Source organism: Cognatundibacterium oligocarboniphilum (assembly GCF_013377855.1).
Taxonomy (GTDB): Bacteria; Pseudomonadota; Gammaproteobacteria; order Burkholderiales; family Burkholderiaceae_D; genus Undibacterium; species Undibacterium oligocarboniphilum.
Genome location: NZ_JABXYJ010000006.1, coordinates 105,937 through 129,020, shown reverse-complemented (window position 1 = coordinate 129,020; position 23,084 = coordinate 105,937). Strand labels below are relative to the sequence as shown.

Sequence of the window (23,084 nt, the reverse complement as noted above, 5' to 3'; positions counted from 1 at the left end):
CATACAGCATTCCTGCTGCACTGTGTTACAAAAGCCCGTCTCGTAACGGGCTTTTTCTTTGCGCCGGTTTGTCATACATCAATTCCATGAATACCGGACGGACGATCATGCATCAGGCAACGCATTCACACCACTGTCTTTGCGCTGTCTTTGACAATTTTCCTGCGACAGGTAAGATTTCTGGCAGTCTGGAGACGCACGTCACACTGCACCGATTGCGTCAGCGCCGCACATTAACGGGATTGACCGGGGGCCGATATGGTATTGCGCAGTATCCTGCATCAACGATGGCTGAAAATTGCGCCCGTCCTGCTGCTTGTCGCCGCAGGTGTGGCGTATCTGGCCGCGCCGATACTACTGGGACAGCGTGCCCGTGCATTTCAGGTTGGCCGAAGTGACTTGTTGCAGACCGTGGTGGCGAGTGGTCGTGTCGAAACACCGGCACGGGTTGATATCGGTGTGCAGGTGACGGGACGGGTGCTGGCGGTGCCGGTTAAAGAGGGACAAAACGTGAAAGCCGGCGATCTGCTGTTTGAGCTGGAATCTTCCGATGAACGGGCCGCGGTGGCGCTGGCAGAGGCTGCGGTGCAGCAGGCCGAAGTGAAGCTGAAACAGATACGTGAATTGTCTGCACCGCTGGCAGAACAAAATCTGGTGCAGGCGCAGGCCAATCTGGCCAACGTGGAAAAACAATACGCTCGCACCAGGGATCTGGTGGCTCAAGGTTTCGTCGGCAAGGCGCAGCTGGATGACGCGCAACGCAGCCTTGATGTGGCGCACAGCCAGTTAAAAACAGCACAGTTTCAGCTAAAGTCGACGCGGCCGGCAGGCAGTGATTTTCAGATTGCCCAGACTGCCTTGCAGCAGGCGCAGGCCAATCTGGCACAGGCGCAGGCAAAACTGGGTCATACCAGAGTCTATGCAGTGGCTGATGGCACATTGATTTCGCGCGATATTGAACGTGGCGATACTGTGCAGCCGGGGAAAATATTGATGATGCTCTCTCCGGTGGGGGTGATGCAGCTGGTGGTGCAGATTGACGAAAAAAATTTACGTTTCATCCACCTGGGGCAAGCTGCACAGGCGGTGACGGATGCTTATCCGGGTCAGAAATTTCCGGCGCAGGTTGCGTATATCAATCCGGGAATCGATGCCCAGCGCGGCTCGGTGAATGTCAAACTGAATGTCTTGAAAGTGCCGCCGTTTTTATCGCAGGATATGACCGTTTCGGTGGAGATCGAAGTCGGGCGCAGTCAGAATGCCTTATCGCTTAACGTGGAAGCGGTGCATGACCTGACCACCTTGCAGCCATGGGTCATGGTGATCGCCGATGGCAAAGCGCACAAGCGACCTGTCGGTATCGGTATTCGTGGTGATCAGAGCGTGGAGATCACATCAGGCTTGCAGGCCGGGGATTGGGTACTGTCCGCAACCGGACTGACCGTCAGTGAGGGGCAGCGGGTGCGTCCGCAGGTGTCCCGGGCGCCGTCATGAAAAGCAACTGGCTACCCTTCGAGTGGATAGTCGCAACACGCTTTTTGCGCGAAGGACGCATGCAGTCGCTGTTCATTATTCTCGGCGTGGCGATTGGTGTCGGCGTGATCGTGTTCATGTCGGCATTACTGGTCGGTATGCAGGGCAATCTGTTCCGGCGTGTGCTCAGTTCGCAGCCGCATATTACGCTGGAGCGTCCGAAGCAGCAGGCCACACCGGTACTGAAAGCGGGGTCGGGTGAACAAATGGCATCGACCATACAAAAGCCTTCGCAGCGGATGAATATGATTGATCAGTGGCAAAAGGTGCGCGATCAGGTGCAGCGCAGAGCAGATATCGTTGCCGTGTCACCGACGGCCACCGGACCGGCGCTGGTGATTCGTGGCAGTGCGAATCAGGCGGTGTCGCTGATCGGTATTGTTCCTGAGCAGTACAATAAAATTATTCCCCTGTCCGAGAAAATTGTCGGCGGCGCTTTTCGTGCCACGAATACCGATATGATGATTGGTACCCAGCTGGCAGAGGACATGGGTGTCGGACTGGGTGACAAGCTGCGCATTACCACCGCGTCCGGTGCCAGTGTGACGCTGAATATTGCCGGTATTTTTGATCTTGGCAGCCGTGGCGCCAATCAGCGCAATGTGTATGTCTTGCTTTCCACCGCACAAAATGTGCTTGGCATGGTGGGAGGCGTTTCCAGCATTGATCTGACGGTGCTGGATCCATATGTCGCAGAAGACATTGCGCAGTCGATCAGCAACAGCACTGGCTTGAACGCGTTAAGCTGGATAGTTACTAACAGCCAGTTTTTTCTGGCGATGCGGGCGCAGACGTATTCGAGCCTCCTGATCCGCCTGTTCGTCGGTTTGTCGGTGGCTGCCGGTATCGCCAGCGTACTGGTGGTGTCGGTAGTGCAGCGGCAAAAGGAAATCGGTATTTTGCGCGCCATGGGCGGCAGCCGTGGTCAGGTCATGCGGGTATTTCTGATACAGGGTGCGCTGGTGGGGCTGCTTGGTTCAGTGATCGGTTCTTTGCTGGCGATGGGGCTGTTGTCGGCCTGGAAGCTGGTGGCGAAAAACCCGGATGGCACTCCCATGTTTGTAATTGATATGGATATCGGTTTTTTTATCTGGAGCGCCGTGCTGGCAATGCTGGCGGGTCTGCTGGCCGCAGCAACACCGGCAATCCGTGCTTCCAGACTTGATCCGGTGGTGGCGATCCGTGGCTGAATCCCTCCTTTTATTAAATCAGGTCTGCAAATCCTATGCTGCCGGCACACCTGCCGAGACGCAGGTACTGTTCGATATTGACCTGACGGTGACCCAGGGCGAATTTGCGGCGCTGATCGGCCCTTCAGGCTCCGGCAAGAGCACTCTTCTGAATATCATTGGTCTGCTCGACCGGCCGTCGTCCGGCAGGCTGTTCATGACCGGAAAAGAAACCAGTCAGCTCGACGAAGACAGTCTGACCCAATTGCGCGGACACGCGATCGGTTTTGTATTTCAGTCGCACTATCTGTTGACGGCGTTTACGGCGACCGAAAATGTCATGATGCCGATGCTGATGCAGGCTGGTCGTCCGGATGATGCCATGCGCGAACAGGCGCAAAGTCTGCTCGCACAGGTGGGGCTGAAAAACTGGCAGGATCATCTGGTCGGCAATATGTCCGGTGGTCAGCAGCAGCGGGTGGCGATTGCGCGGGCGCTGGCGCTGAATCCGCCATTGATTCTGGCGGATGAGCCGACCGGGAATCTGGATACTAAATCCACCGATGCGATTTTTGAGCTGATGCGTGAAGTGAACCGGCGGCAGAAAACCACCTTCCTGATGGTCACACACAATATGGTTCTGGCGCGCCGCTGCGACCATACCATTGAACTGGTGGATGGCCGCATCGTGACACGCTGATGTCGCTGAACGTGAACTATTCCGGCGTGCCGATCTTACGGAATATCGCACGTTGTTGATTCAGCCATTGTTGCGTCTGGGCCAGATTGTCTCTGTCCCAGGGATGAAAGCCGGGGCGGAAATAGGCCAGATAATGCGGCAGGCTGAAACGGAATAAACCATTTTTTCCAAAACAGTATTTCATACCCTGCCACCAGATGCGCGGCTGCCACAGGCTGCCATCCCGGTACAGGTTATGTGTGGTTTGCAGCAGCGTATCGCCGGAAAATAACAAGGTCACATACAAGAACCAGGCGATACGGCGCATATAGCCACCACCGATTGCGTGGTAGGTGTCGAAGGCAACGGATTTATGTTCCGTTTCCTCTGCAGAATGCCACAGCCACACGGTGCGCACCGGTTCGGCGGCATCGGCAAGCCATTGCGGTTCTCCCAGGACAGCATCTGAAAAAATAGCTGTGAAATGTTCGTAAGCCATGGTGATTGCCAGATTGCTGCGCACACTCAGCCGGCGTGCGAGCCGGATGCGCCACGCTACGAACGGACCTATCCAGTAGCTGAGACCCTGCTTACCCAGTTCGGCATTGTATTGCGCATGCATCTGGCGGTGTGTTGCTTCCTGACCGATGAATCCTTTGATCTGTACGCGTAGATCGTCGTTACGAATCAACGGCAGGGCAGAGCGCACGCTGTCAATAAAATATTGCTCTCCGAGCGGAAAGCTCATCGACTGGGCGTTGAACAGCTGCGTGCGGAAAGCATCTCCGCCCAGCCAGTGACGCGGGAAGCCCTGGCGCAGATCAATGTTGAGGTAACGTATTTCTAAAGTGTTCATACCAGACTCGCTGTGAAGTGATGACAATCTGCCTGCGCAGGATATCCCGGGCTGGGTTCAAGTGTTTTCTGTGGACAGCCACGCAAGATACCGCGCCTGGCACAAGCTTAGCGGCCGGCGAATATCAGGAATAGTATGTTTCTGACAAATTGGTATGGAGTCGACATCAGACCGGTAAAAAAAGATTTTTAAATTCGGTCCGGTTCAGGCGATAGAGCCAGTAGGCGGGATCGTTGCCAGTGATTTTCTGCAATAACAATGCCGGCGAGATACCTGCCAGTTCGGTGAATTCCTTGTACATATGGGCCTGATCGTAATAGCCTGAATCCAGCGCGATACTGGTCAGATCGCCCCAGCTGGCACGGTGGCCGATGAGGCGCGGCAGGCATTGACCAAAGCGCGCCAGCCGCCGCACATCGCGCAGCGGAACGCCGAACGCATCCCTGACGCGGCGTTCAAGCTGGCGCTGGCCGATACCAAAGTCGAGCGATAATTGCAGCAACGGGAAAAACATTTTCTGATGCGCTGCCAGAAAACTGGCGCCGATGCTGGTTTTTTTCCGGTGATCCAGAATCTGCAGCAGCAATTCCTGAAGTCTGGCGATATATCCTTCCACCCCCTGATCCTGATCGATGTCCTGTAAAAAGCGACGAATCTGATCGGGGTTAAAAATGTGCGCCATGTCTACCACCTGTTCCAGCAGACCTGCGGCAGACAGCCCGGTTGCCTGATGCAACATCCCGGCGCGAAAGCAGAATGACAGCGACAGCGTGCCTGGTGGATAGCAGACATTGACTGGTGACATAAACGGGCCTCGCAGGAAAAAGCGCAGGCTTTCGGTCATCGTGCCATTCGCCTCCCTGACCAGGGCACGGCCTTTGATCAATAGCATGACGGACGGGTTCAGTACCGCCGGCAGATGCAGTTCGCAGTCATCCAGTTCGATGACCAGAATATGTAACAGCAGGTGGGCGAGTTCAGGGCGTGGCGGGAATATCTGATAGCGCATGAATACAGAATGGAAAAAGCTCAGTCCGGTGCTGTGTTGATTGCCATGTCAGCTGAGCCACGTTCTGACAGCCAGGCCGATAAAATGACCGATGACCACGATCATGATAAACGGCACGCATGCCGTGACCACCAGGGTCAGCAGACGCCAGCCGACCCATAGTCCGGCAGTGAGCAGGGGATGAATCATCCATACACAGCCTGCATACGTCAGCAGCAGCGACAGGATGAACAGCACTAACAGAAAATCACCCGGCTGATAAGGTGCAGCCAGCATAATCAGGACACACCAGCAGCACCAGGCGGCTCCCGTCACGAGGATCAGTCGCTGTCCGGAAAGATAAGCGGCGATAGGAGACATGGCAGTCACTCCTGAAAATAAGGGCGGCAGTTTTGAGTAAAACCGGCTGGAAAGAAAAAGGTTTTCAGATTATCCCTGTTTTAATAAATGATCAATCAGGGTATGCAGGCCCTGTGTCATTGCTTCCACGGAGCCTTGCATATCCCATTCGTCGTTACCGGGCCGGACGATATTGGAAACCGAGCGCAATTCCAGAAATGGTTGATTTTCCTGCAGGCAGACATGGAAAAATGCAGCGCCTTCCATATTTTCAATTTCGGCTTCCGTTGTGCGGATAAATGGCGCCATGGCTGCATTGACGGAAATGCTGGCGGCGACCGGAAACAGGTTTGCCGGCAAATCAGGGCAATGCAGTGTGTGACGCCGTTCAAACACCATGTCAAGCGGCAGATGTGCCAGATGGACGAATCCATCGGAATGAAAAAAACCGAGATCGGCTTCGAGTTCGCTACCGACCAGCACCACGTTGCCGATACGCAGTGCGGCATGCGGATAGACGCCGGCGATCCCGGCGAGGATCAGCATATCGGGGCGATGTTCATGAATTACGCGGGTGGTGACATAGCTGGTCGCCGTCAGGCCGACACCGGAGACGAGGCTCATGACATCATCCCGTTGAAACAGGCTGGCTTCGGTTTGCGTTGGGAATAAGACGATTATTTTCATGGAAAGCGGGGAAACAGATACAAAGAAGATGACTACTATTGTAAAAGTTTCCTGTGCTGTTCCGATAATAAAAACACCGCGCGCAGTTTGGCCGGCTGTGTGCGGGGATGGGCGTCTGAAAAACTGGTTCAGGTGTTCCGGTATAAATTGAAACGGGAGTGCAGCGATGGCAATTGCGGGAAGACCTGCTGCAGTTGCCGGTCATCCAGCGCGAGATGCTGTTCGCAGACCTGCATTAGCACGCTGCGAAAATCGGTGCTGACTGCCAGATCGCGGCCTTCGTACAGTTGATCTCTCGCCAGTCCGCGCCAGTCGCCGTATACCTTGCCGCCAGCGATTTTACCACCCAGCAGCCACATCACATTGCCATGCCCGTGATCAGTGCCGCCATTGCCATTCTGGCGCACAGTGCGGCCAAATTCGGACATCACGATGATCGTGGTATCGTCAAACAACGGTCCGAGCCGTTTGCTCAGATTCGCCAGCCCCTGCCCCAGCGGAGCCAGCCGGTTTGCCAGCTGGCCGGTACCGGCACCCTGATTGGCATGGGTATCCCAGCCGCCGAGCGCCATGAATACCAACTGGATATTCGGATCATTACGCATCAGTGTGGCAACCCGGGTGCTGTCATCCGGAAAGCCGTTCGGCAGCGGTGCGCCGCCATCGGCAATCTGTTGTTCATTTTGCATGGCGGCAGACATCACTTCCTGATGCGCGCTGCGGGCTTCCTGATAAGTCTTGGCATAGCGGGAATTATTCTCGTAAAGCTGACTGAACGCGGAGCCGACTTTGGGTTGGTCGAGTACATTGGCGCGGGTTCCGGCAGCGCCGCTGGCAATGTTGGTGGCGATCGCCTGGCCGCTCAGAATACGCGGCATGGTGGCGCCGATGCTGATAGCGCGGGTCGGTGTTGTGCTGCCGGGTAAGCTGGTGAGCAGGCGATTGAGCCAGCCATCCGGCGTATTTTTTTTGCCGGGTGTGGCTGATTCCATATAATCCTGCGCATCGAAATGCGAGCGGGTGATGTCCGGCGAACCGCTGGCATGCACAAAGGCCAGTTTTTTCTCATCCCACAAACTGCGCAGATCTGCCAGTGCAGGATGCAGACCGAAATAACCGTCCAGATCGAGCACGCCGTTATCCTGCCCGGGTGCCTTGAGCGCAATACCGGGGCGCGCCTGCTGATAATCGCGGTCGGCATACGGCACCACGACATTCAGGCCGTCGACCGCACCGCGCAGCATAATAACGATGACTTTTTTGCCGGATGGAACGGCAGTATTGCTGCTGGCGGCCCAGATCGTCGGACTGACCGGTAACAGCAGGCCGGAGCCCATCATCAGCGTGTGCAGAAAATGTCTTCTCTTCATGTTGTGCTCCTGGCAGAGATCAGTGTTGCATAAAATCCGGACTGCCGAGCATCAGCGCAGCACGCAAGGCAGCCGGTTGTTGATGGATGACATTGCGTGTGACAGGTGTCAGCAGTGGTCCCAGTGTGTTTTGCAACTGTTCCGGATCCGGTGGCGGCATCAGCTGGCGTGGTGGCGTCTTTTCCATACTGATTTTTTCCATCTGTTTCTCCGTGTTTTTTTCTATGTGTTTCATTCCGGCAGCCTGACCGTTTTCCAGCGGTTGCAATAGCGGCAGATAACCGCCTCCGAGCGCAGTGGCAAAATTGATGCGGCGGCTTAAGGCATCGGGATTAAGCCAGGCAGTTTCGGTATTTTTATAGCCATCCGGCGTCTGGCTGCCATATAAAGGCATACCCAGCTGCGCCAGTGTGCCTAGTACAGGGCGGATATTCTGCACCGGTGTGCCGGTGGCGCGCAGTGCCGACAGGGTGAACTGATACGGCGTTTTGTATTTGCTGCCGTAGTTTGCCGGCGAGCGGAATTCCGGGCTGTGGAACAGGGTGTCCAGAACGGCACGGATGTCGCCCTGCGTGTCCAGATAACGTTGTGCCAGCCGTTCCACCAGCGCAGTGGGCGGCTGGTCGGCGACAAAATACTGCGCCAGCTGGAAGCTCAGGTGATGTGCCGTGGCAGGGTGCATGGCGAGTACATCCAGCGCACGTTCTCCTTCATTGCGGCCGTCGGCGCGGATCGTCTGCCCCAGCCATTGCTTGCTGCCGTCATCATGGCGCGTCATATCAAACACAAAATTCTGATTCCGCAGCGCCATGCTGCGTGGATCGAAAGTCCAGCCGGTCAGCATCCGCGCCAGTTCGGTCACATCCTTCTGGGTATAGCCGCCATCGACGCCCAGCGTGTGTAATTCCATCAGTTCCCGTGCGTAGTTTTCATTGAGGCCGGTTGATTTTCCTTTTTGCCCTTGCGTACCGCGTTGCCGTGGATTGGCATGAAAATCATCTGCCGTGGATAACCAGTTGTCGAGATAAAACAGCATTGCAGGATGCCTGGCTGTCGCACCCAGCAGGTCGCGGAAATGGCCGAACACGTAAGGGCGGATGGCATCGCGTTCGTAGCTGGCAACCAATGCGCGGTCGAATCCCTTGGCCTCGTAGACATTGAAGTGATTGAACCAGAAATCGACCATGACTTCTTCCAGCTGACGCGGGCTTTCCAGTGCGCGCCAGAGTCGGGCAGCGGCGGTCTGTTCCATGATCGAGCCGACCAGTTCGCGGCGGTGCTTTTTCGATTCGTCGCTGTCATTACGTGCATCTTTCAGCGCTTTCTGGTATTGGTACAGCACGGTGCCGGGGCTGGCGCTGAGTATGGACAGTTGCGCCAGTTTCTGCTGCAGCGCATCTGGCAATGGAATATTTTCAGGATGCAGCTGCTGCTCAATATAGGCATCTGCGCCCATTTGCTGCAGGCTGGCAATATCACCGGGACGCGGTCCGAAAGCGAGGCGGTTGAGCAGGTGTGCTGCTTCCTGATCAGTGACCGGCGCAATGGAGGCCGCCTGCGCCGGGCCGCACAGGGTCAGCCAGACAGGGAGTACGAGGAGCATTGCCGAAACAGATGGTTTCATGTCGGATCATCCAATAGTGACGTGAACGAGGGATGCTTGCTGCTGAAAACTTAACGTTGATGGTGCTTAAAAAGCTGACCACAGACAAGTAACGATACGTAAATCTGTGTATGTGTCCTGAGCAGACTGCTTAGAATGCAGGGCATTAACGGCCGCTGGCCGGAAACAGCGACGATGGCTGTCTTCCTTTTGAGCCAGTCGTGCGTTCTTATCAGAACCTGTCAGTAACGGAGAAACTCATGAAAAAATTATTACTCATCGCCGCCCTCGCTTCGCCTTTGTGGCTCGGGTCGCAGGCACAGGCGCAGGATGTAAATTTATCGCTGCAGTTTGGCCAGCCGGGATTCTATGGACAAGTGGATATCGGGAATTTTCCGCGTCCACAGCTGATGTACGATGAGCCACTGATCATCGAACGGGTCGGCGTGATGCCGCCACCGATGTATCTGATTGTTCCGCCAGGCCATATCAAGCACTGGGAAAAACATTGCTATCGCTACAATGCCTGCGGTCGTCCGGTCTATTTTGTGAATGAAAACTGGTACAACACGCAAGTGGTGCCGCGTTACCGTGATGAACGCTATCGCGGCAATGACGACCGGGATGATGACCGCGGTCATGGCCGCGGGCGTGACAAAGATCAGGACCATGACCGGGGCCACGGCCGTGGTCGTCACGACGACTGAGGTATCCGGGTGTTTTGAATATACAGGGGGGAGTATTTTTTACTCATCCTTTTTTTATAAAGGCATCAGCCTGTTTTTGAGACATACTCCTAAGTTTTAATGCATATGATAACCGGGATAACAAACGCAATCCAGAATTTCACAACGGTCGGGAGCGGTCAACCAGTATCCCGCCCCGTCTGGCACAGACCACATGATGCCGGCTGCGCCAGTGGTGCGCAAAGCAGCCTTTATTTTTGCAAAGGCATGCTTGCAGATAGGCGGCAATATTGTCCATATTTTCCTTGCTGAGACCGTGGGCAATGTTTTTCATGATGCTGCCTTCGGGCCGTTCATCGGTCCGTTGAAATACCATGAGTTGTTTGACCACGTAATCGGCATGCTGTCCCGCGAGACCGGGAAACTGCCCCATGCCTTCGCCTTTCGCGCCGTGGCACGTCGCGCAGGCCGGGGTGTTGCTGGAAACGATACCACTTTCAAAAATCTTTTTCCCCTCCTGAAAGGCCGCAGTGTCAGCCTGTTTGCCCGTGCCAGGTCGCTGCGCGGAAAAATAATCGGCCAGGCCGGCAATCTGCTGATCGCTTAAGCGTGCGCTCAGGCCCCACATGTATTCAAATCCTGCCGGATCAGAGCGCCCGTGTGTCTTAAAGGATTTGAGTTGCGCCGTCAGATAGGCCGGCGTTTGTCCTGCCAGATGAGGAAAGTTCGGTGATGTCGAGATTCCGGTCACGCCGTGGCAGTTAGCGCAGACCTGCATGGCAATGACGGGCGCTTTGACGTTGCTGTCATCCAGTGCGCGCGAGCGCTCGGTGGAGCTGCAGGCGCTCAGTGCCACGACAGCCAGCGATGTCAGGGAAAGGTTCAGGCGGGTCAGTGTCGGAATCATGTTAGTAAGCTCCCCATACATACAGGAAAAACGTATTGTTGTCTTTCGGATTCCGGCCAGCACCGTCGTAGTTGGACGATGCCCCCTGATAGCGGTTGAATGAGAAATACTGTGCACCGATTCTCACATATTGAACCGGTATCCAGAAAATTTCCGGTACCCAGCCGCAGGCATCAGGATTCCCGGTGTTGGTCGGGTACAGCGTGGCATCAGTCGTGCCGGTGGTGCTGAAGTAACTCAGGCTGGCGCCATATCTGGCGCGATACACATAGCTGGCTTTGGCACGGAACTGATTCAGCGTGTTACTGCTGTTATTGGCTATCCCGGTCACGTCGCCATTACTGATATTTTCTCTGATGTAGCTGACCTGCGCGGTGATGGTGTGAGGATCTAACAAATACTGGTATTGCGCATCGAAACCACGATCACGGTAATGTGTGACCGGGCCGGACGGATTCAGATTGTCCGGATAAATGTCGCCATTGAAGGCAAACATGCCGATCATGGCGCTGTGCGGACCCCAGTCGTGATTCAGTGCAACCCGGACATAAGGGTTCACGCCTTTGAGCTGCACCTGATCAATCGACTTGGTGCCCTGACTCAGAAAAGACCAGGCGCCATCGGCGGTTTTGTAGCCGGCGACTTCGGCATACAGCAGATTATTCCAGAACGCATACGCTCCGACACCTGCCACCTTGGCGCCGAGTTGCGACACCATTGGGGTCACGTCCGGCCCGGTCACACCAAAGGCGGTGGGCACGTATTGCAGCCAGGCGGGAGCCGTATTCCAGGGGTCACTGACTGACGGATTATTGCTGAGGGTGAGTCCGACGATGAGATCCTTGTCAGGTGCGATGAAGCGGTCGGCATAACGCAGATCAAAATTGTCCGATGCCCATTTGCCGCCCCATTGACCGGTATCGGGATTCTGGCTGTCGTAATTGTTGTAGGTGCCTGCGCAAAAATGCCGACGTTGTTGGTGATTTTTCCGGCTAAAAAGACGCTGCCGGTCTGGAACAGCGCCGTGGCGTCTTTGGCAAATGCCGCATCGCTGGTCGGATTGGATGTTTTGGTCGCGCTCAGCACACCTGTGGCAGACAAGGGTGTGCTGAGCGCGAACCGATGGTATAGCCAGTCAGTTTAAACAGGCGACCGTAAGTGGTCAGTTCAGGAAATTGTCCGCCGGCATGGCAGGCGACGCAGTTTTGTCCGGTCTGCCGTGCAAAGGCAGGCAAGGCATTTGCCAGTTGCGACAACACGGCGGTGAGAAGAAGAGCGGCGAAAACAATCAGACGCCGGATTCGTTGCTGAAAAAAATGCACCATACATGACTCCAGTCTGGACAAAAATTGTTTCGGAAAACACAGGTTGTTGCAGATCAGGGGCGGCAGTGATAAGAAGGAATGTGCACGTCTGCTGATGATCTTTTTGCTGCATAGTAGGTGTTGAGGCTATATGACGGTTGATGCAGATCAACAGAATAAGGTTTGTATCACTGTCACCGGATTTTGATGTTGTTGAGCAACAATGCAGGCTCTTGCAGCGGCTGTACGGTGTGATATGGCTGGATTACAGGCAGAAACATCTTCTAATCAACCCGTTCCTGAATGAGACAGATGTTCTCTTGAAAACGCCAGACAATACCAGAAAGCACCATAAAAAAAGCCACCGTCTGGTGGCTGGAATAAGTCCGGCAACCTTAGTATTGCCGGATAGATAAGGCTGTAGATTAGCCGCAGGCACCCACATAGCCACAGGAAACGCAGCGGCTGCAGCCATCAATTTTTTGCAGGGCATGGGCGCCGCACTCAGGGCATTTTTTGCCAGTCGGTACATAGCTGATCGGTGCATTTTCTGCTTCATAGGTCAGGTTATCCAGGCTGTATTGCTGGATGCGTGACTTGAATCTTTCTGCCAGCACGGTGACCGGAATCTGGTTGCCGGATGCGTCCAGATAGCCGCGCTTCATCAGGATGCGCTGCAGGGAATAGCCGATCGCGGCGACTTCCGATTCGTGGAACAGTGGCGCTTGCGAGCCATCGTCTTTGGTGATAGTACCGCAACGCACAGTACCCTTGTCCCAGACCACTTCACGCATGTCTGCCAGCGCTTTGGCAATGGAGCCACCGGAGCGCGCCGCCATCGACAACAGGCGCATGCTGGCGGAAATCCATTGCTGGCCATCGTTTTTCTGCCCGGCCGGCATGAAGAATTCAAACGGGCGTTCAATGGTCACGCGTTCCCCGCCGACCAGACCCTGCACATGAATGAAGCTCACCGTCAGATAAACCGTTTTCTTGCCTTCGTAGGTCATGTATTGCACTTTGGAGGTGACGGACTCCAGATCGCCAAAGGGGCGACCATCGAATTGTTTGCGCAGCAGATCTTCGTCAGGAACGGTTTTGGTTTCCGGCGCGGCGTCCGCGCTGCTGACTGACAGGACGCTGCCCAGAATATTGTTCGGGCGATAGGTCGCCAGCCCTTTAAGGCCCGCACGCCAGGCGTCCATATACAGGTTCTGGAAATCGGCGTAAGGATAATCAGCGGGAACATTGACCGTTTTGGAAATCGACGAATCGATGTAAGGCTGAACCACCTGCAGCATTTTCATGTGGTCGCTGGCCGACATATTCAGCGCCGTCACAAACTGATGCGGCAGTTTGTTGTCGTCGGAGACATCGTTACCCATGGCGCGATATAGCCGCCAGGCATGATCGGCCACCTCATAGACGCGGGCATCACCGGCAGCCATACGTTTTTTCCGGTTATAGACCCAGGAAAAAGCCGGTTCAATACCATTCGAGGCATTATCGGCAAACGCCAGCGTGATGGTGCCGGTTGGCGCAATCGACAGCAGATGCGAATTGCGCAGGCCGTGTTTGGCAATCGCTTTGCGGATATCTTTCGGCAGCCGTTGCGCAAATACGCCTGCCAGATAACGGGTACTGTCGAACAGAGGGAAGGCTCCTTTTTCTTTCGCCAATTCAGTCGAGGCAAGGTAGGCGGCATCGCGCATTGCTTCAGAAACCTGGCGCGCAAATTCACGGCCTTCTTCGGAGTCGTAGCGTATGCCCAGCATCACCAGGCTGCTGCCCAGACCGAGAAAACCAAGGCCGACCCGTCGTTTCGACATGGCTTCAGCTTCCTGCTGCGGCAAAGGCCAGGCGGTCGCATTCAGGACGTTATCGAGCATCCGGGTGGCGACTGTGACGACTTCCTGAAATGCTTCGGTGTCAAAGCTGGCGGCTACCGTGAACGGATTGCGCACAAAGCGCGTCAGGTTCACCGAACCGAGACAGCAGCAGCCGTAATCGGGCAAAGGCTGTTCGGCGCATGGATTGGTGGCTTCAATCTTTTCACAGTAGTACAGATTGTTTTCAGCGTTCATGCGCGACAGGAACAGGATGCCAGGCTCAGCATGATCATAGGTGGATTGCATAACGAGATCCCACAGCTCACGGGCACGCAGAGTTTGATACACCCACATGCCGTCTTCACGCTGATAGGCCCCGGCCGCCTTGCTTTCTTCACTTGGTTCGGCCTTGTGCACCAGGCAGAAATCGGTGTCATTGGCAACGGCTTCCATGAATTCATCGGTGACGCCGATGGAGATATTAAAGTTGGTCAGCCCGCCCTGATCTTTGGAGCGGATGAATTCCAGAATATCTGGATGGTCGCCGCGCAACACGCCCATCTGCGCACCACGCCGGGCACCGGCGGATTCGACCGTTGAGCACGATGCATTGAATACCTGCATGAAGGAAACCGGTCCTGACGCCCGCGAACGGGTACCGCGTACCAGCGCATCTTTTGGACGGATACTGGAGAAATCGTAGCCCACACCGCCGCCACGCCGCATGGTTTCTGCGGCATCGGCCAGCGCTGCGTAAATGCCTGGCTTGCCATCGGTCGGGTTGGAAACCGAGTCGCCGACTGGCTGCACGAAACAGTTAATCAGGGTGGCACGCAAATCCATGCCAGCAGCGGAGTTAATCCGTCCGGCCGGAACGAAACCGTTTTTCTGCGCCCATAAGAATTTTTCTTCGTAGTAAGCCTGTACATCAGCTTGCTCAACACTGGCCAGCGCCCGGGCGACACGGGTTTGTACATCGTTGATGGTGACTTCATCACCTTTGGCATATTTTTCCAGTAATACGTCGAGAGAAATTTCCTGGGGTGCCATGTCGGTTATTCCTAGCATTTTGTCATTTGCATTCATGTTGAGCTTGTCTGTCTGATGGAGTTGCATTGTGTGGTGGAGCCGTGATGCCGGAACCGCGATGTCATCAGCGTATCAACACGGTCAGTCTGGGTACACCGGCGGCTTCAGTATAGTAGGCAATACCGGTTTTGCCTTGATAGTCGTCAAGCAGGGCAATTTCGTTGCCAATACCCTGCAAAGCGTTCCGTTTTGTTGCGATGTGACTTGACTTCATATGAAAAACGGCAAACCGGCATTTCTGCCGGATGAAGCAATCGATACACAGATTGTGCTGTCAGCGGGGATTCTGTTTTAAAAAGCCATCCAGTATCTGCATGGTTCTGGCGGTTGCTCCCTGGTGTTGTAGGAAAAATCCGTGCGCCTGTTGCCCCATGTGCTGTCTTAGCGGCGCATCAGTCAGCAAGGCGAGCGCCTCATGCAGCATACTCCTTGCGCCATCTACCCGCAACGCAGCTTCAGCCGCGATTGCCTGATCGGTAATTTCAGAAAAATTGAAAGTATGCAAACCTGTCAGTACCGGCTTACCCATGGCACAGGCTTCGATCAGATTGTGTCCGCCAAGCGGTACCAGACTTCCACCGACAAAAGCCACATCGGATGCGGCATAGTACATGTACATTTCCCCCATACTGTCTCCGAGCAGAATCTGCACTTCATTGCCCAGTTGCATCGTTGTATCCTGTTCCATGGCGGAACGGCGTACATACCGGAGATTGCGACTGCCGAGCAAGGCCGAGACCTGGTCAAAGCGCTGCGGATGACGCGGCGTGATGATCAGTAAGGGTTTTTCTGCCAGCAGCGGTAATTGTTCCTGAAATGCATCCAGAATCAGCTCTTCTTCACCATCGCGGGTGCTGGCGCACAGGATGACCTGGCGATTACCGAAACGCTGGCGCAGCACAATGCCTTTTTCTTCCATCAGCGGCGGCGGTGTGACATCGAATTTCATGTTGCCGGTGACGACGGCATGGGAAATGCCCAGCTGTTGCAGACGCTGCGCATCCGGATTCGATTGCGCTGCCACGGCGCGGATTGCATGGGCAGCCGGCAGAATCAGCGACGACAGTCGCAACGCTTTACGTAAGGATTTTTCTGATAGGCGGGCATTGACCAGTGTCACCGGCACCTGATGCGCTTCACATTGCGCGATCAGGTTCGGCCAGACTTCGGTTTCAATCAATACGCACAATTCCGGATCGAAATGCCGGATGAAACGACGCATCATCCAGTTGATATCATAGGGCAGGTATGCTTGCATCAGGCGGGCACCGACATCGGCAAACAGTTTGCCGCCGGTTTCACGACCTGTAGCGGTCATGTGGGTCAGCAGCAACCGGTGTTGCGGGCGGGTTGTCAGCAGCGCGCGGATCAGCGGTTCGGCCGCGCGGGTTTCACCGGCAGAGACAGCATGCACCCAGATTGTGGGCAGGCTGTTACCGACAGGATAAAAGCCCAGGCGTTCGACGATATGCTGGCGGTAGCCAGGCTCCCGGCGACCGCGCCACCAGAGCCGGAATAATGCGAAGGGCAGAGAAAGACCCCAGATCAGGGAATAAAGTGCACGCATGGATTAATTGTGTTTGAAATTCACCAAAACGATACCACCGAGTACCAGCAGTGCGCCAACGGCAAAGCGCAGGCTGACCGGATCCTGCATCAGGATGACACCGGCAGCTACGCCAAACAGCGGTGTCAGGAATGAAAAAACCGCCAGCCTGGATGCCAGATAACGACGCATCAGCCAGAACCATGCGAGATAGCTGGCAAAAGCCACCACCACGCTCTGAAAGATCATGCTGCTCCAGGCAATCGCATTCCAGGCTGCCGGCAGCGACTCACCCTGCAGTGCAACTACTGCCAGCAGGATGACGGCGGCACCTGCCAGCTGATAAAACAGTGTTGTGGTTGGTTCCGCTTCTGACAGACTGGATTTGCGTATTGTGACCGTGGTGGCTGCCCATAACATTGCCGCCAGAATACCGAGACTGTCGCCGATCAGCATGTGCCGGGTATCAGGCTCCGGACCGGCATTACTGAATGCCCCCGAAAAGGCGATAGCAACACCGGCAAACGAGGCAAGAATGCCGCCCCACTGGCTTGCCTGCAAGCGTTCTGCCGGGATCAGGAAATGCAGTCCCAGTACCGTGAAAATTGGCGCTGTGTACAGAAAGACCGAGATGTGGGAGGCCGATGTGAAATTCAGTCCATAGGAAATTGCCAGAAATTCCCCGGCAAACAATAATCCGGCAACTAAGCCCGGCACTACATGCTGATCACGCAATGAGAACGGGATATTGCGGATTCGGATCAGCAGCAGCACCAGCAGTGCTGCAATCGCGGAACGCAGGCCAAGTTGCAGCGTTGAGCCGATGACCGGCGCAGCGAGTTTGACGGCGACCTGCTGTAAGCCCCAGCAGAAGCAAAGCAGGATCATCAGACCGATGGCATTTCCATCGAGACTTTGGCGTGTGGGCATGTGATAAACAGGAAATTAGTAGCGGAAATGATAAGAAAAGATGGAAAAAACGGGATCAAGGGCACGCTTAACCACACAGAAGCAGGACTATACCCTAACTGCGGCAGCTCACGTCTGATGCCGGCTCAGATTCTTGTTCAGCAGGCGCCAGATCTGCCCGACACTGGCAGCACGCTGAGACTGGATGCAGCGGCGTTTGCGCCAGGTATCCGGCAGACCGAGAATTGCGTCGCGTTTGGCACGCAGAATCACTTTACCCTGTCCTTCCTTGATGAAGTACAGCACGCTGGCCAGATTCAGCGCCAGATGCAGCGGCAACAGCAGCCAGAACAAAGCGCCCGGCATATTTTTCACAAATGTCCAGACCAGATTCCGGTGCCCGTGATAGATAGAGAAATCGCTGCGTTTTCCGGTAATGGCCGAACCGACATGGTGCGCAACCGAATCGGGCACATACAGGCAGCGGTATCCCAGCAACTGGTAGCGAAATCCCAGATCAATATCTTCGACGTAGCAGAAATAGTCTTCATCGAAACCGCCGATATGATCGAACACATCGCGCCGGTAAAGGCCAGCCGCTGCGCAGGTGGAAAAAATTTCTTTGCTTTTCAGGTAGCAGTCCTGCATCGCCTGACCATGCGCCTCGCGCCAGACCAGACCGCTGAGATGATATGCATCGCCGATGCCATCGAGTAATTTTCCGGTATTCGCATCCATCAGCCGGCTGCCAAAAATCGCGAATTCGGGATGTTGACGGGCGGCTTTCATCAATGCCTCCAGCCAGCGCGGTTCGGGAAAGGCGTCCGGATTCAGTAAGGCGATCCAGTCACTGTCAGGGGCGCAGTATTGTACGGCTAGATTATTGCCTGCGGCAAATCCCAGGTTGCTGCCGGCATGAATCACCTTCACCTGCGGGAACAGACGCTCCACCGCATGACCTGAGCCATCTGCGCTGGCATTGTCGACCACGATGATCTCGTCCGGTACCAGCGTTTGCGCGCACAGATCTGCCAGGCAGCGACGCAGCAGGTCACCACCGTTCCAATTGACGATGATAACGCTGACTTTCGGCGCGGAGGGCGGAGCTGGTGGCATCTTAAAATTTTTCTCTTGATGTCTGAAATATGACGGGTCGCCGGTACGAATGCAGGATATCGGGGCAGGTGTTCATGAATAACGCTTATTATGCAGCAGGCACAGTTCTGGCCGGCAATAAGAATTGTATAGCCTGCCTGACTTCAGCAGGCGTTGCCGGGCTGCCATTATCGCCGAGGTTGACGATTTGCGGGGACCAGTTTCCTTCGGTTTTCCATCGGGGGGATGCACAGTAGATTTCGATAGTCGGTGTTTCATAAGCGGCTGCAATATGGGTCAGGCCGGTGTCGACGCCAATCGCCAGCCGGGCCGATTGTGCAAGCAGCGTTGCGGCGCGCATGGACAATGCGGGCAGTACTGTGGCATTCGGCATCACAGCCGCCATCGCATCTGCTTCAGCTTTTTCTTCAGGATTGCCCCATGGTAACAGGATCGGTAAGCGATATTCCTGCAGACAGGTTGCAATTTCTACCCAGCATGCGCGCGGCCATTTTTTTGCGGCCCCCGCAGTACTATGAAAAAAGACGGCGTAAGGGCCTGCCGGTTTCCATAGGCTGTCTTCCGGCAATGTTGCCGGTGCTTGCAATCCGAAATTTGCTGGTGTGTCGACGGTATATCCGGCAGCGGCGGCTGCCACCAGTCTGCCGCGCAGCACGGCATGGGTACGATTGTCGACGGGAACGCTCTGGTCGTGAAATATGCGGGAAATGCCTTCATAACCCGAGCCTTCGGTACCGTTGGCGAGCCCTGCCTTTTTACCGCCCGGACTGGATTTGGCCAGCCCCATGAGAATACCTGTTTTGAGCAAGCCCTGGGTATCGAGGATCAGATCGTAGGTTTCCTGACGCAATGCACGGCAGAAATCCGCGATTTCACGGCGTGTCCCGGCACTGGTCAGGCTTTTTCGCCAGCGTCGCAAGGCAAACGGGATGATGCGGCGTACACCCGGATGCAAGCGCACCAGATTCACATAAGCTTCTTCCGTCACCCAGTCAATGGTGGCGTCCGGGTAATGATGCAGCAGATCATTCACAACCGGCATGTTGTGCAGCACATCCCCCAGAGAGGAAACGCGGATCAGCAGGATATTCACAGCAGATACCCGGATGCGGCCATCAGTAAGGCAATTCTGCATCCGGTTTGACTGCCAGCACCGCCTGTTTCAGCGCTGCCTGAATTCTGGACAGTGCAGCCGGCGTCTCTGCTTCAAAACGCATCACAATCACCGGTGTGGTATTGGATGAACGCGCCAGTCCGAAACCGTCAGGATATTCCACACGCAGTCCGTCAATGGTAATGACTTCATCGGCGCCGGGGAATTGTGCTGCGGCCTGCATGGCGGCGATGATGTTGAAATTTTCTCCTTCGCCCAGCTTCAGCTGGAGTTCCGGCGTGGAAGCAGATTGTGGCAGGTTGTTGAGTGTCGCCGTCATGTTGCTTACCCGGCTGAGGATTTCCAGCAGACGGGCGCCGGCATACAGGCCGTCGTCAAAACCGTACCAGCGATCTTTGAAGAAGATATGACCGCTCATTTCTCCACCCAGTGGAGAACCGGTTTCCTTGAGTTTGGCTTTGACCAGTGAATGACCGGTTTTCCACATCAGCGGCACTCCGCCGCGGGCTTTGACCCACGGCGCGATATGGCGGGTACATTTCACATCGTACAGAATCTGCGCGCCTGGATTCCGGGTCAGCACATCCTCGGCAAACAGCATCAGCTGGCGATCGGGGTAAATGATCTGCCCGTCTTTGGTGACCACGCCTAACCTATCGCCGTCGCCGTCAAATGCGAGGCCGATTTCAGCGTCGGTCGTGCGCAGGCATTGAATCAGGTCCTGCAGATTTTCCGGATGTGCCGGGTCGGGGTGGTGATTCGGGAAAGTGCCATCGACTTCACAGAATAATTCAATCACTTCGCAGCCCATACCGCGATATAGATCTGCTGCATAAGCGCCCGCCACGCCATTGCCGCAATCGACGGCAATTTTCAACGGGCGAGCCAGTCTGACGTCGCCGGTAATGCGCTCCAGATAAGCAGTTTTAATGTCATGGGTACGGTAGTTGCCTTGCCCGGTGGCGAACTCTTTTTTCAAGATGGTCTGGTAAAGCGCCTGAATGGCGTCGCCATAAATCGCTGCACCGGCCAGCACCATTTTGAAACCGTTGTAGTCAGGCGGATTGTGGCTGCCGGTGACCATGATGCCGGAGCTGGCGCCGAGCACATGGGTGCCGAAATACACCATCGGCGTCACGACAACACCGAGATCAATCACGTCTACGCCGGTTGACTGCAAGCCTTTGGCCAGCGCGGCACACAATTCCGGGCCTGACAGGCGACCATCGCGGCCAATCACGACGGCTGTTTCTCCCTTTGCTGCCGCGGCGCTGCCGAAGGCTTGTCCGATCTGGTAAGCGACATCGGCGTCCAGGGTTTTGCCGATAATGCCGCGGATATCATAAGCTTTGAAAATGCTGGGTGAGAGTAAAGACATGATGACCTTATGAGAGTGTCGATGAAATTAGTGCAGTAACGGAGCAGCAGGCAGGGGAGAGGAGGCAGCACTGGCTTGCCACAGTAAATCCTCAATGCCGCATTGAGGTTGGTATTCTGCCACTGTTTTTTGTAATAAGGCGCGAATTTGCGGATAATCAAAAATCCGGCAAGCTTGTTCCAACTCCTGCAGATTGACCTGTAATTGCTCCCAGGAAATTTCATTTTCCTGCGCCCGCATGATCAGCGGATGGGTGGTGCCTTCCACGTTGTTGCCAATCAGTAATTCCTCATACAGTTTTTCACCGGGACGCAGGCCGACATGCTGAATTTCGATGGTGCCATCCGGGGTCTGTTCGCACTTCACTTCCAGTCCGCTTAAGTGCACCATGCGCCGCGCCAGATCGATAATGCGGACGGGTTCTCCCATGTCGAGCACAAAGACATCGCCGCCTTCACCCATCGCACCGGCTTGCAGCACCAGTTGCGCCGCTTCCGGGATCGTCATGAAATAGCGCGTGATTTCAGGATGGGTCAGCGTGATCGGGCCGCCTGCCATGATCTGTTTGCGAAACAGCGGGACTACAGAGCCCGATGAGCCGAGGACATTTCCGAAGCGCACCATACAGAATCGGGTAGTGCGCTGTGTGCGCGAAAACGCCTGCAGGATCAGTTCTGCCATTCGTTTGGTGGTACCCATCACATTGGTCGGGCGCACGGCTTTGTCGGTGGAGATCAGAACGAAATTGGCAACCTGGTTGCGCACGGCTGCCTGTGCGACTGACAATGTGCCAAAGACATTGTTGCGGATGCCTTCGATCGGATTGTGCTCCACCAGCGGTACATGCTTATACGCTGCAGCGTGATACAGCGTTTCAACAGCGCAGGTGCTGAAAATTTTATCGAGCCGGGTTTCATCCAGCACGGAGCCGAGAAACGGCAGAATCTCGATATCGAGTTTCAGTTGGGCGCGCAGACTTTGCAGTTCCTGTTCCATGGCGTACAGCGCGTATTCCGACATTTCCAGCAGGATCAGTTTTGCCGGTTTCTGGCGCAGAATCTGGCGACATAATTCTGAACCGATCGAACCGCCGGCACCGGTCACCATAACGTTTTTTCCGGTGATGCAGATGCTCAGAAGTCTGGCATCCGGCGTGACCGGATCACGTCCCAGCAAGTCTTCAATTTCTACATCGCGTACGTCCTGAACGCGCAGTTCGCCATTCACCAGACTTTGAATGGAAGGAGTCACTTTGATTTTGAGCTTCAGATGTTCCAGCTGATTCAGTATCTGCTTCTGCCGGGTCTTGCTGGCAGACGGCAGGGCGAGCAGAATCTGGTTGATCCCTAACCGTGGTACCAGTGCATCAATCTCGGCGGGATCATAGACCTTGACGCCGGCAATGGTCGATCCGTGACGGTTTTTATTGTCGTCCAGAAAGGCGACGCAGTGATGTTCACCACCGGCACGCAATGCTGACGCCAGCTGCGCACCGGCTTTTCCTGCGCCATAGATGCAGACCTGATGAACCGCATTGCCGGTCATATCTGCCCGCAACAACCAGCTGCGTGCCAGAAAGCGGCTGGCGCTCAGATAAAGAATAGAGCCCGTCCAGAAAAATCCGAAGATGGCCCGGGAGATCGGCATGATATGCAGCATCACGCTGATAAATGCCAGCAGCAAAACGGCAATGCTGGCACCGAACATAATCACACTGATGATTTTCTGGTCGATGAACCGCACGACTGCGCGGTACAGACCGATGCGTGTGAATACCGGAATCGAAATCAGCGGGATGGCAAAGATCAGCCAGAAATAATGACGGAATAATTCCATCGTGAAACCATCGTAGCGCAACCAGATGGCCAGAATAAAAATCAGCGGCAGGCAGAGCGCATCCAGACTGGCGGCCAGAATCTGTTTTTGCAGACGAGGGATATGTATCAGGGATTGGATCACGA

General features: G+C 55.2%; 21 protein-coding genes. 4 read left to right on the top strand and 17 right to left on the bottom strand.

Features of this window, described 5'->3' with window-relative positions; genetic code table 11:
* Window positions 1-258: 258 nt before the first annotated feature.
* The 3 genes from HV832_RS11850 to HV832_RS11840 are packed head-to-tail and all read left to right on the top strand — an operon-like array spanning window position 259 to window position 3,402.
* Window positions 259-1,494 (top strand): efflux RND transporter periplasmic adaptor subunit, encoded by a 1,236-nt coding sequence (locus HV832_RS11850; RefSeq protein WP_176804057.1) that lies wholly within the window; start codon window positions 259-261, stop codon window positions 1,492-1,494.
* On the top strand, window positions 1,491-2,723 hold the full coding sequence (locus HV832_RS11845) for an ABC transporter permease (RefSeq protein ID WP_176804056.1): 1,233 nt from the start codon (window positions 1,491-1,493) through the stop codon (window positions 2,721-2,723). The genes HV832_RS11850 and HV832_RS11845 overlap by 4 nt, the downstream gene beginning before the upstream one ends.
* A complete protein-coding gene (locus HV832_RS11840; protein WP_176804055.1) occupies window positions 2,716-3,402 on the top strand; it encodes an ABC transporter ATP-binding protein in 687 nt (228 codons plus the stop codon). Before HV832_RS11845 ends, HV832_RS11840 begins: the two co-directional genes overlap by 8 nt.
* 16 nt (window positions 3,403-3,418) lie before the next feature.
* On the opposite strand, the gene HV832_RS11835 is transcribed toward HV832_RS11840, so the two are convergent.
* From HV832_RS11835 to HV832_RS11810, 6 genes are all read right to left on the bottom strand, one after another.
* Entirely contained in the window at window positions 3,419-4,237 is an 819-nt protein-coding gene (locus tag HV832_RS11835) for a metal-dependent hydrolase (protein ID WP_176804054.1), read from the bottom strand.
* Between the two features lie 166 nt (window positions 4,238-4,403).
* Window positions 4,404-5,246, bottom strand: coding sequence for an AraC family transcriptional regulator (locus tag HV832_RS11830; RefSeq protein ID WP_176804053.1), 843 nt, complete (start codon window positions 5,244-5,246; stop codon window positions 4,404-4,406).
* A 48-nt stretch (window positions 5,247-5,294) separates the two neighbouring features.
* Complete coding sequence (locus HV832_RS11825; protein ID WP_176804052.1) at window positions 5,295-5,606, bottom strand: hypothetical protein; 312 nt, start codon at window positions 5,604-5,606, stop codon at window positions 5,295-5,297.
* A gap of 69 nt (window positions 5,607-5,675) precedes the next feature.
* Entirely contained in the window at window positions 5,676-6,209 is a 534-nt protein-coding gene (locus tag HV832_RS11820) for a phosphorylase family protein (RefSeq protein WP_218132034.1), read from the bottom strand.
* Window positions 6,210-6,400: 191 nt separating this feature from the next.
* On the bottom strand, window positions 6,401-7,642 hold the full coding sequence (locus HV832_RS11815) for a DUF1501 domain-containing protein (RefSeq protein ID WP_176804050.1): 1,242 nt from the start codon (window positions 7,640-7,642) through the stop codon (window positions 6,401-6,403).
* Window positions 7,643-7,661: 19 nt separating this feature from the next.
* Complete coding sequence (locus HV832_RS11810; RefSeq protein ID WP_176804049.1) at window positions 7,662-9,266, bottom strand: DUF1800 domain-containing protein; 1,605 nt, start codon at window positions 9,264-9,266, stop codon at window positions 7,662-7,664.
* A 239-nt stretch (window positions 9,267-9,505) separates the two neighbouring features.
* Here HV832_RS11810 and HV832_RS11805 point away from each other — a divergent pair, with 239 nt between their 5' ends.
* Window positions 9,506-9,952: a hypothetical protein gene (locus HV832_RS11805; protein ID WP_176804048.1), complete on the top strand. Its 447-nt coding sequence runs from the start codon at window positions 9,506-9,508 to the stop codon at window positions 9,950-9,952.
* Window positions 9,953-10,091: 139 nt separating this feature from the next.
* Here HV832_RS11805 and HV832_RS11800 read toward each other — a convergent pair whose 3' ends face one another.
* The 11 genes from HV832_RS11800 to HV832_RS11755 form a co-directional block, all read right to left on the bottom strand.
* The gene (locus HV832_RS11800; protein WP_176804047.1) at window positions 10,092-10,838 is read right to left on the bottom strand and encodes a c-type cytochrome; all 747 of its coding nucleotides are present in this window, start codon (window positions 10,836-10,838) and stop codon (window positions 10,092-10,094) included.
* Between the two features lies 1 nt (window position 10,839).
* Window positions 10,840-11,598: a hypothetical protein gene (locus tag HV832_RS17365; protein WP_223827278.1), complete on the bottom strand. Its 759-nt coding sequence runs from the start codon at window positions 11,596-11,598 to the stop codon at window positions 10,840-10,842.
* A 319-nt stretch (window positions 11,599-11,917) separates the two neighbouring features.
* On the bottom strand, window positions 11,918-12,163 hold the full coding sequence (locus HV832_RS17360; protein ID WP_223827279.1) for a hypothetical protein: 246 nt from the start codon (window positions 12,161-12,163) through the stop codon (window positions 11,918-11,920).
* A gap of 404 nt (window positions 12,164-12,567) precedes the next feature.
* Complete coding sequence (locus HV832_RS11790; protein WP_176804046.1) at window positions 12,568-15,057, bottom strand: adenosylcobalamin-dependent ribonucleoside-diphosphate reductase; 2,490 nt, start codon at window positions 15,055-15,057, stop codon at window positions 12,568-12,570.
* Window positions 15,058-15,124: 67 nt separating this feature from the next.
* Window positions 15,125-15,274, bottom strand: a complete 150-nt coding sequence (locus HV832_RS11785) for a hypothetical protein (RefSeq protein ID WP_176804045.1) — start codon at window positions 15,272-15,274, stop codon at window positions 15,125-15,127.
* Between the two features lie 60 nt (window positions 15,275-15,334).
* The gene (gene waaA, locus HV832_RS11780; RefSeq protein ID WP_176804044.1) at window positions 15,335-16,627 is read right to left on the bottom strand and encodes a lipid IV(A) 3-deoxy-D-manno-octulosonic acid transferase; all 1,293 of its coding nucleotides are present in this window, start codon (window positions 16,625-16,627) and stop codon (window positions 15,335-15,337) included.
* 3 nt (window positions 16,628-16,630) lie between these two features.
* A complete protein-coding gene (locus HV832_RS11775) occupies window positions 16,631-17,536 on the bottom strand; it encodes a DMT family transporter (RefSeq protein WP_176804043.1) in 906 nt (301 codons plus the stop codon).
* Between the two features lie 108 nt (window positions 17,537-17,644).
* A complete protein-coding gene (locus HV832_RS11770; RefSeq protein ID WP_176804042.1) occupies window positions 17,645-18,631 on the bottom strand; it encodes a glycosyltransferase family 2 protein in 987 nt (328 codons plus the stop codon).
* 88 nt (window positions 18,632-18,719) lie between these two features.
* Window positions 18,720-19,724 carry a lipopolysaccharide heptosyltransferase I gene (gene waaC, locus HV832_RS11765; RefSeq protein WP_176804041.1) on the bottom strand — a complete coding sequence of 335 codons (1,005 nt, stop codon included), beginning with the start codon at window positions 19,722-19,724 and terminating at the stop codon, window positions 18,720-18,722.
* 22 nt (window positions 19,725-19,746) lie between these two features.
* Window positions 19,747-21,123, bottom strand: coding sequence for a phosphomannomutase/phosphoglucomutase (locus tag HV832_RS11760; RefSeq protein WP_176804040.1), 1,377 nt, complete (start codon window positions 21,121-21,123; stop codon window positions 19,747-19,749).
* Between the two features lie 27 nt (window positions 21,124-21,150).
* Entirely contained in the window at window positions 21,151-23,079 is a 1,929-nt protein-coding gene (locus HV832_RS11755) for a polysaccharide biosynthesis protein (RefSeq protein WP_176804297.1), read from the bottom strand.
* Between the last annotated feature and the right edge of the window lie 5 nt (window positions 23,080-23,084).

Excerpts from the sequence above, each read along its gene's own strand:
- HV832_RS11760 (WP_176804040.1), bottom strand. The coding sequence starts at position 21,123 with ATGTCTTTACTCTCACCCAGCATTTTCAAAGCTTATGATATCCGCGGC.
- HV832_RS11800 (WP_176804047.1), bottom strand. The coding sequence starts at position 10,838 with ATGATTCCGACACTGACCCGCCTGAACCTTTCCCTGACATCGCTGGCT.
- HV832_RS11790 (WP_176804046.1), bottom strand. The coding sequence starts at position 15,057 with ATGAATGCAAATGACAAAATGCTAGGAATAACCGACATGGCACCCCAG.
- HV832_RS11835 (WP_176804054.1), bottom strand. The coding sequence starts at position 4,237 with ATGAACACTTTAGAAATACGTTACCTCAACATTGATCTGCGCCAGGGC.
- HV832_RS11805 (WP_176804048.1), top strand. The coding sequence starts at position 9,506 with ATGAAAAAATTATTACTCATCGCCGCCCTCGCTTCGCCTTTGTGGCTC.
- waaA (WP_176804044.1), bottom strand. The coding sequence starts at position 16,627 with ATGCGTGCACTTTATTCCCTGATCTGGGGTCTTTCTCTGCCCTTCGCA.
- HV832_RS11850 (WP_176804057.1), top strand. The coding sequence starts at position 259 with ATGGTATTGCGCAGTATCCTGCATCAACGATGGCTGAAAATTGCGCCC.
- HV832_RS11785 (WP_176804045.1), bottom strand. The coding sequence starts at position 15,274 with ATGAAGTCAAGTCACATCGCAACAAAACGGAACGCTTTGCAGGGTATT.
- HV832_RS11825 (WP_176804052.1), bottom strand. The coding sequence starts at position 5,606 with ATGTCTCCTATCGCCGCTTATCTTTCCGGACAGCGACTGATCCTCGTG.
- HV832_RS11845 (WP_176804056.1), top strand. The coding sequence starts at position 1,491 with ATGAAAAGCAACTGGCTACCCTTCGAGTGGATAGTCGCAACACGCTTT.
- HV832_RS11775 (WP_176804043.1), bottom strand. The coding sequence starts at position 17,536 with ATGCCCACACGCCAAAGTCTCGATGGAAATGCCATCGGTCTGATGATC.
- HV832_RS17360 (WP_223827279.1), bottom strand. The coding sequence starts at position 12,163 with ATGGTGCATTTTTTTCAGCAACGAATCCGGCGTCTGATTGTTTTCGCC.
- HV832_RS11815 (WP_176804050.1), bottom strand. The coding sequence starts at position 7,642 with ATGAAGAGAAGACATTTTCTGCACACGCTGATGATGGGCTCCGGCCTG.
- HV832_RS11810 (WP_176804049.1), bottom strand. The coding sequence starts at position 9,266 with ATGAAACCATCTGTTTCGGCAATGCTCCTCGTACTCCCTGTCTGGCTG.
- HV832_RS11830 (WP_176804053.1), bottom strand. The coding sequence starts at position 5,246 with ATGCGCTATCAGATATTCCCGCCACGCCCTGAACTCGCCCACCTGCTG.
- HV832_RS11770 (WP_176804042.1), bottom strand. The coding sequence starts at position 18,631 with ATGCCACCAGCTCCGCCCTCCGCGCCGAAAGTCAGCGTTATCATCGTC.
- HV832_RS11820 (WP_218132034.1), bottom strand. The coding sequence starts at position 6,209 with ATGAGCCTCGTCTCCGGTGTCGGCCTGACGGCGACCAGCTATGTCACC.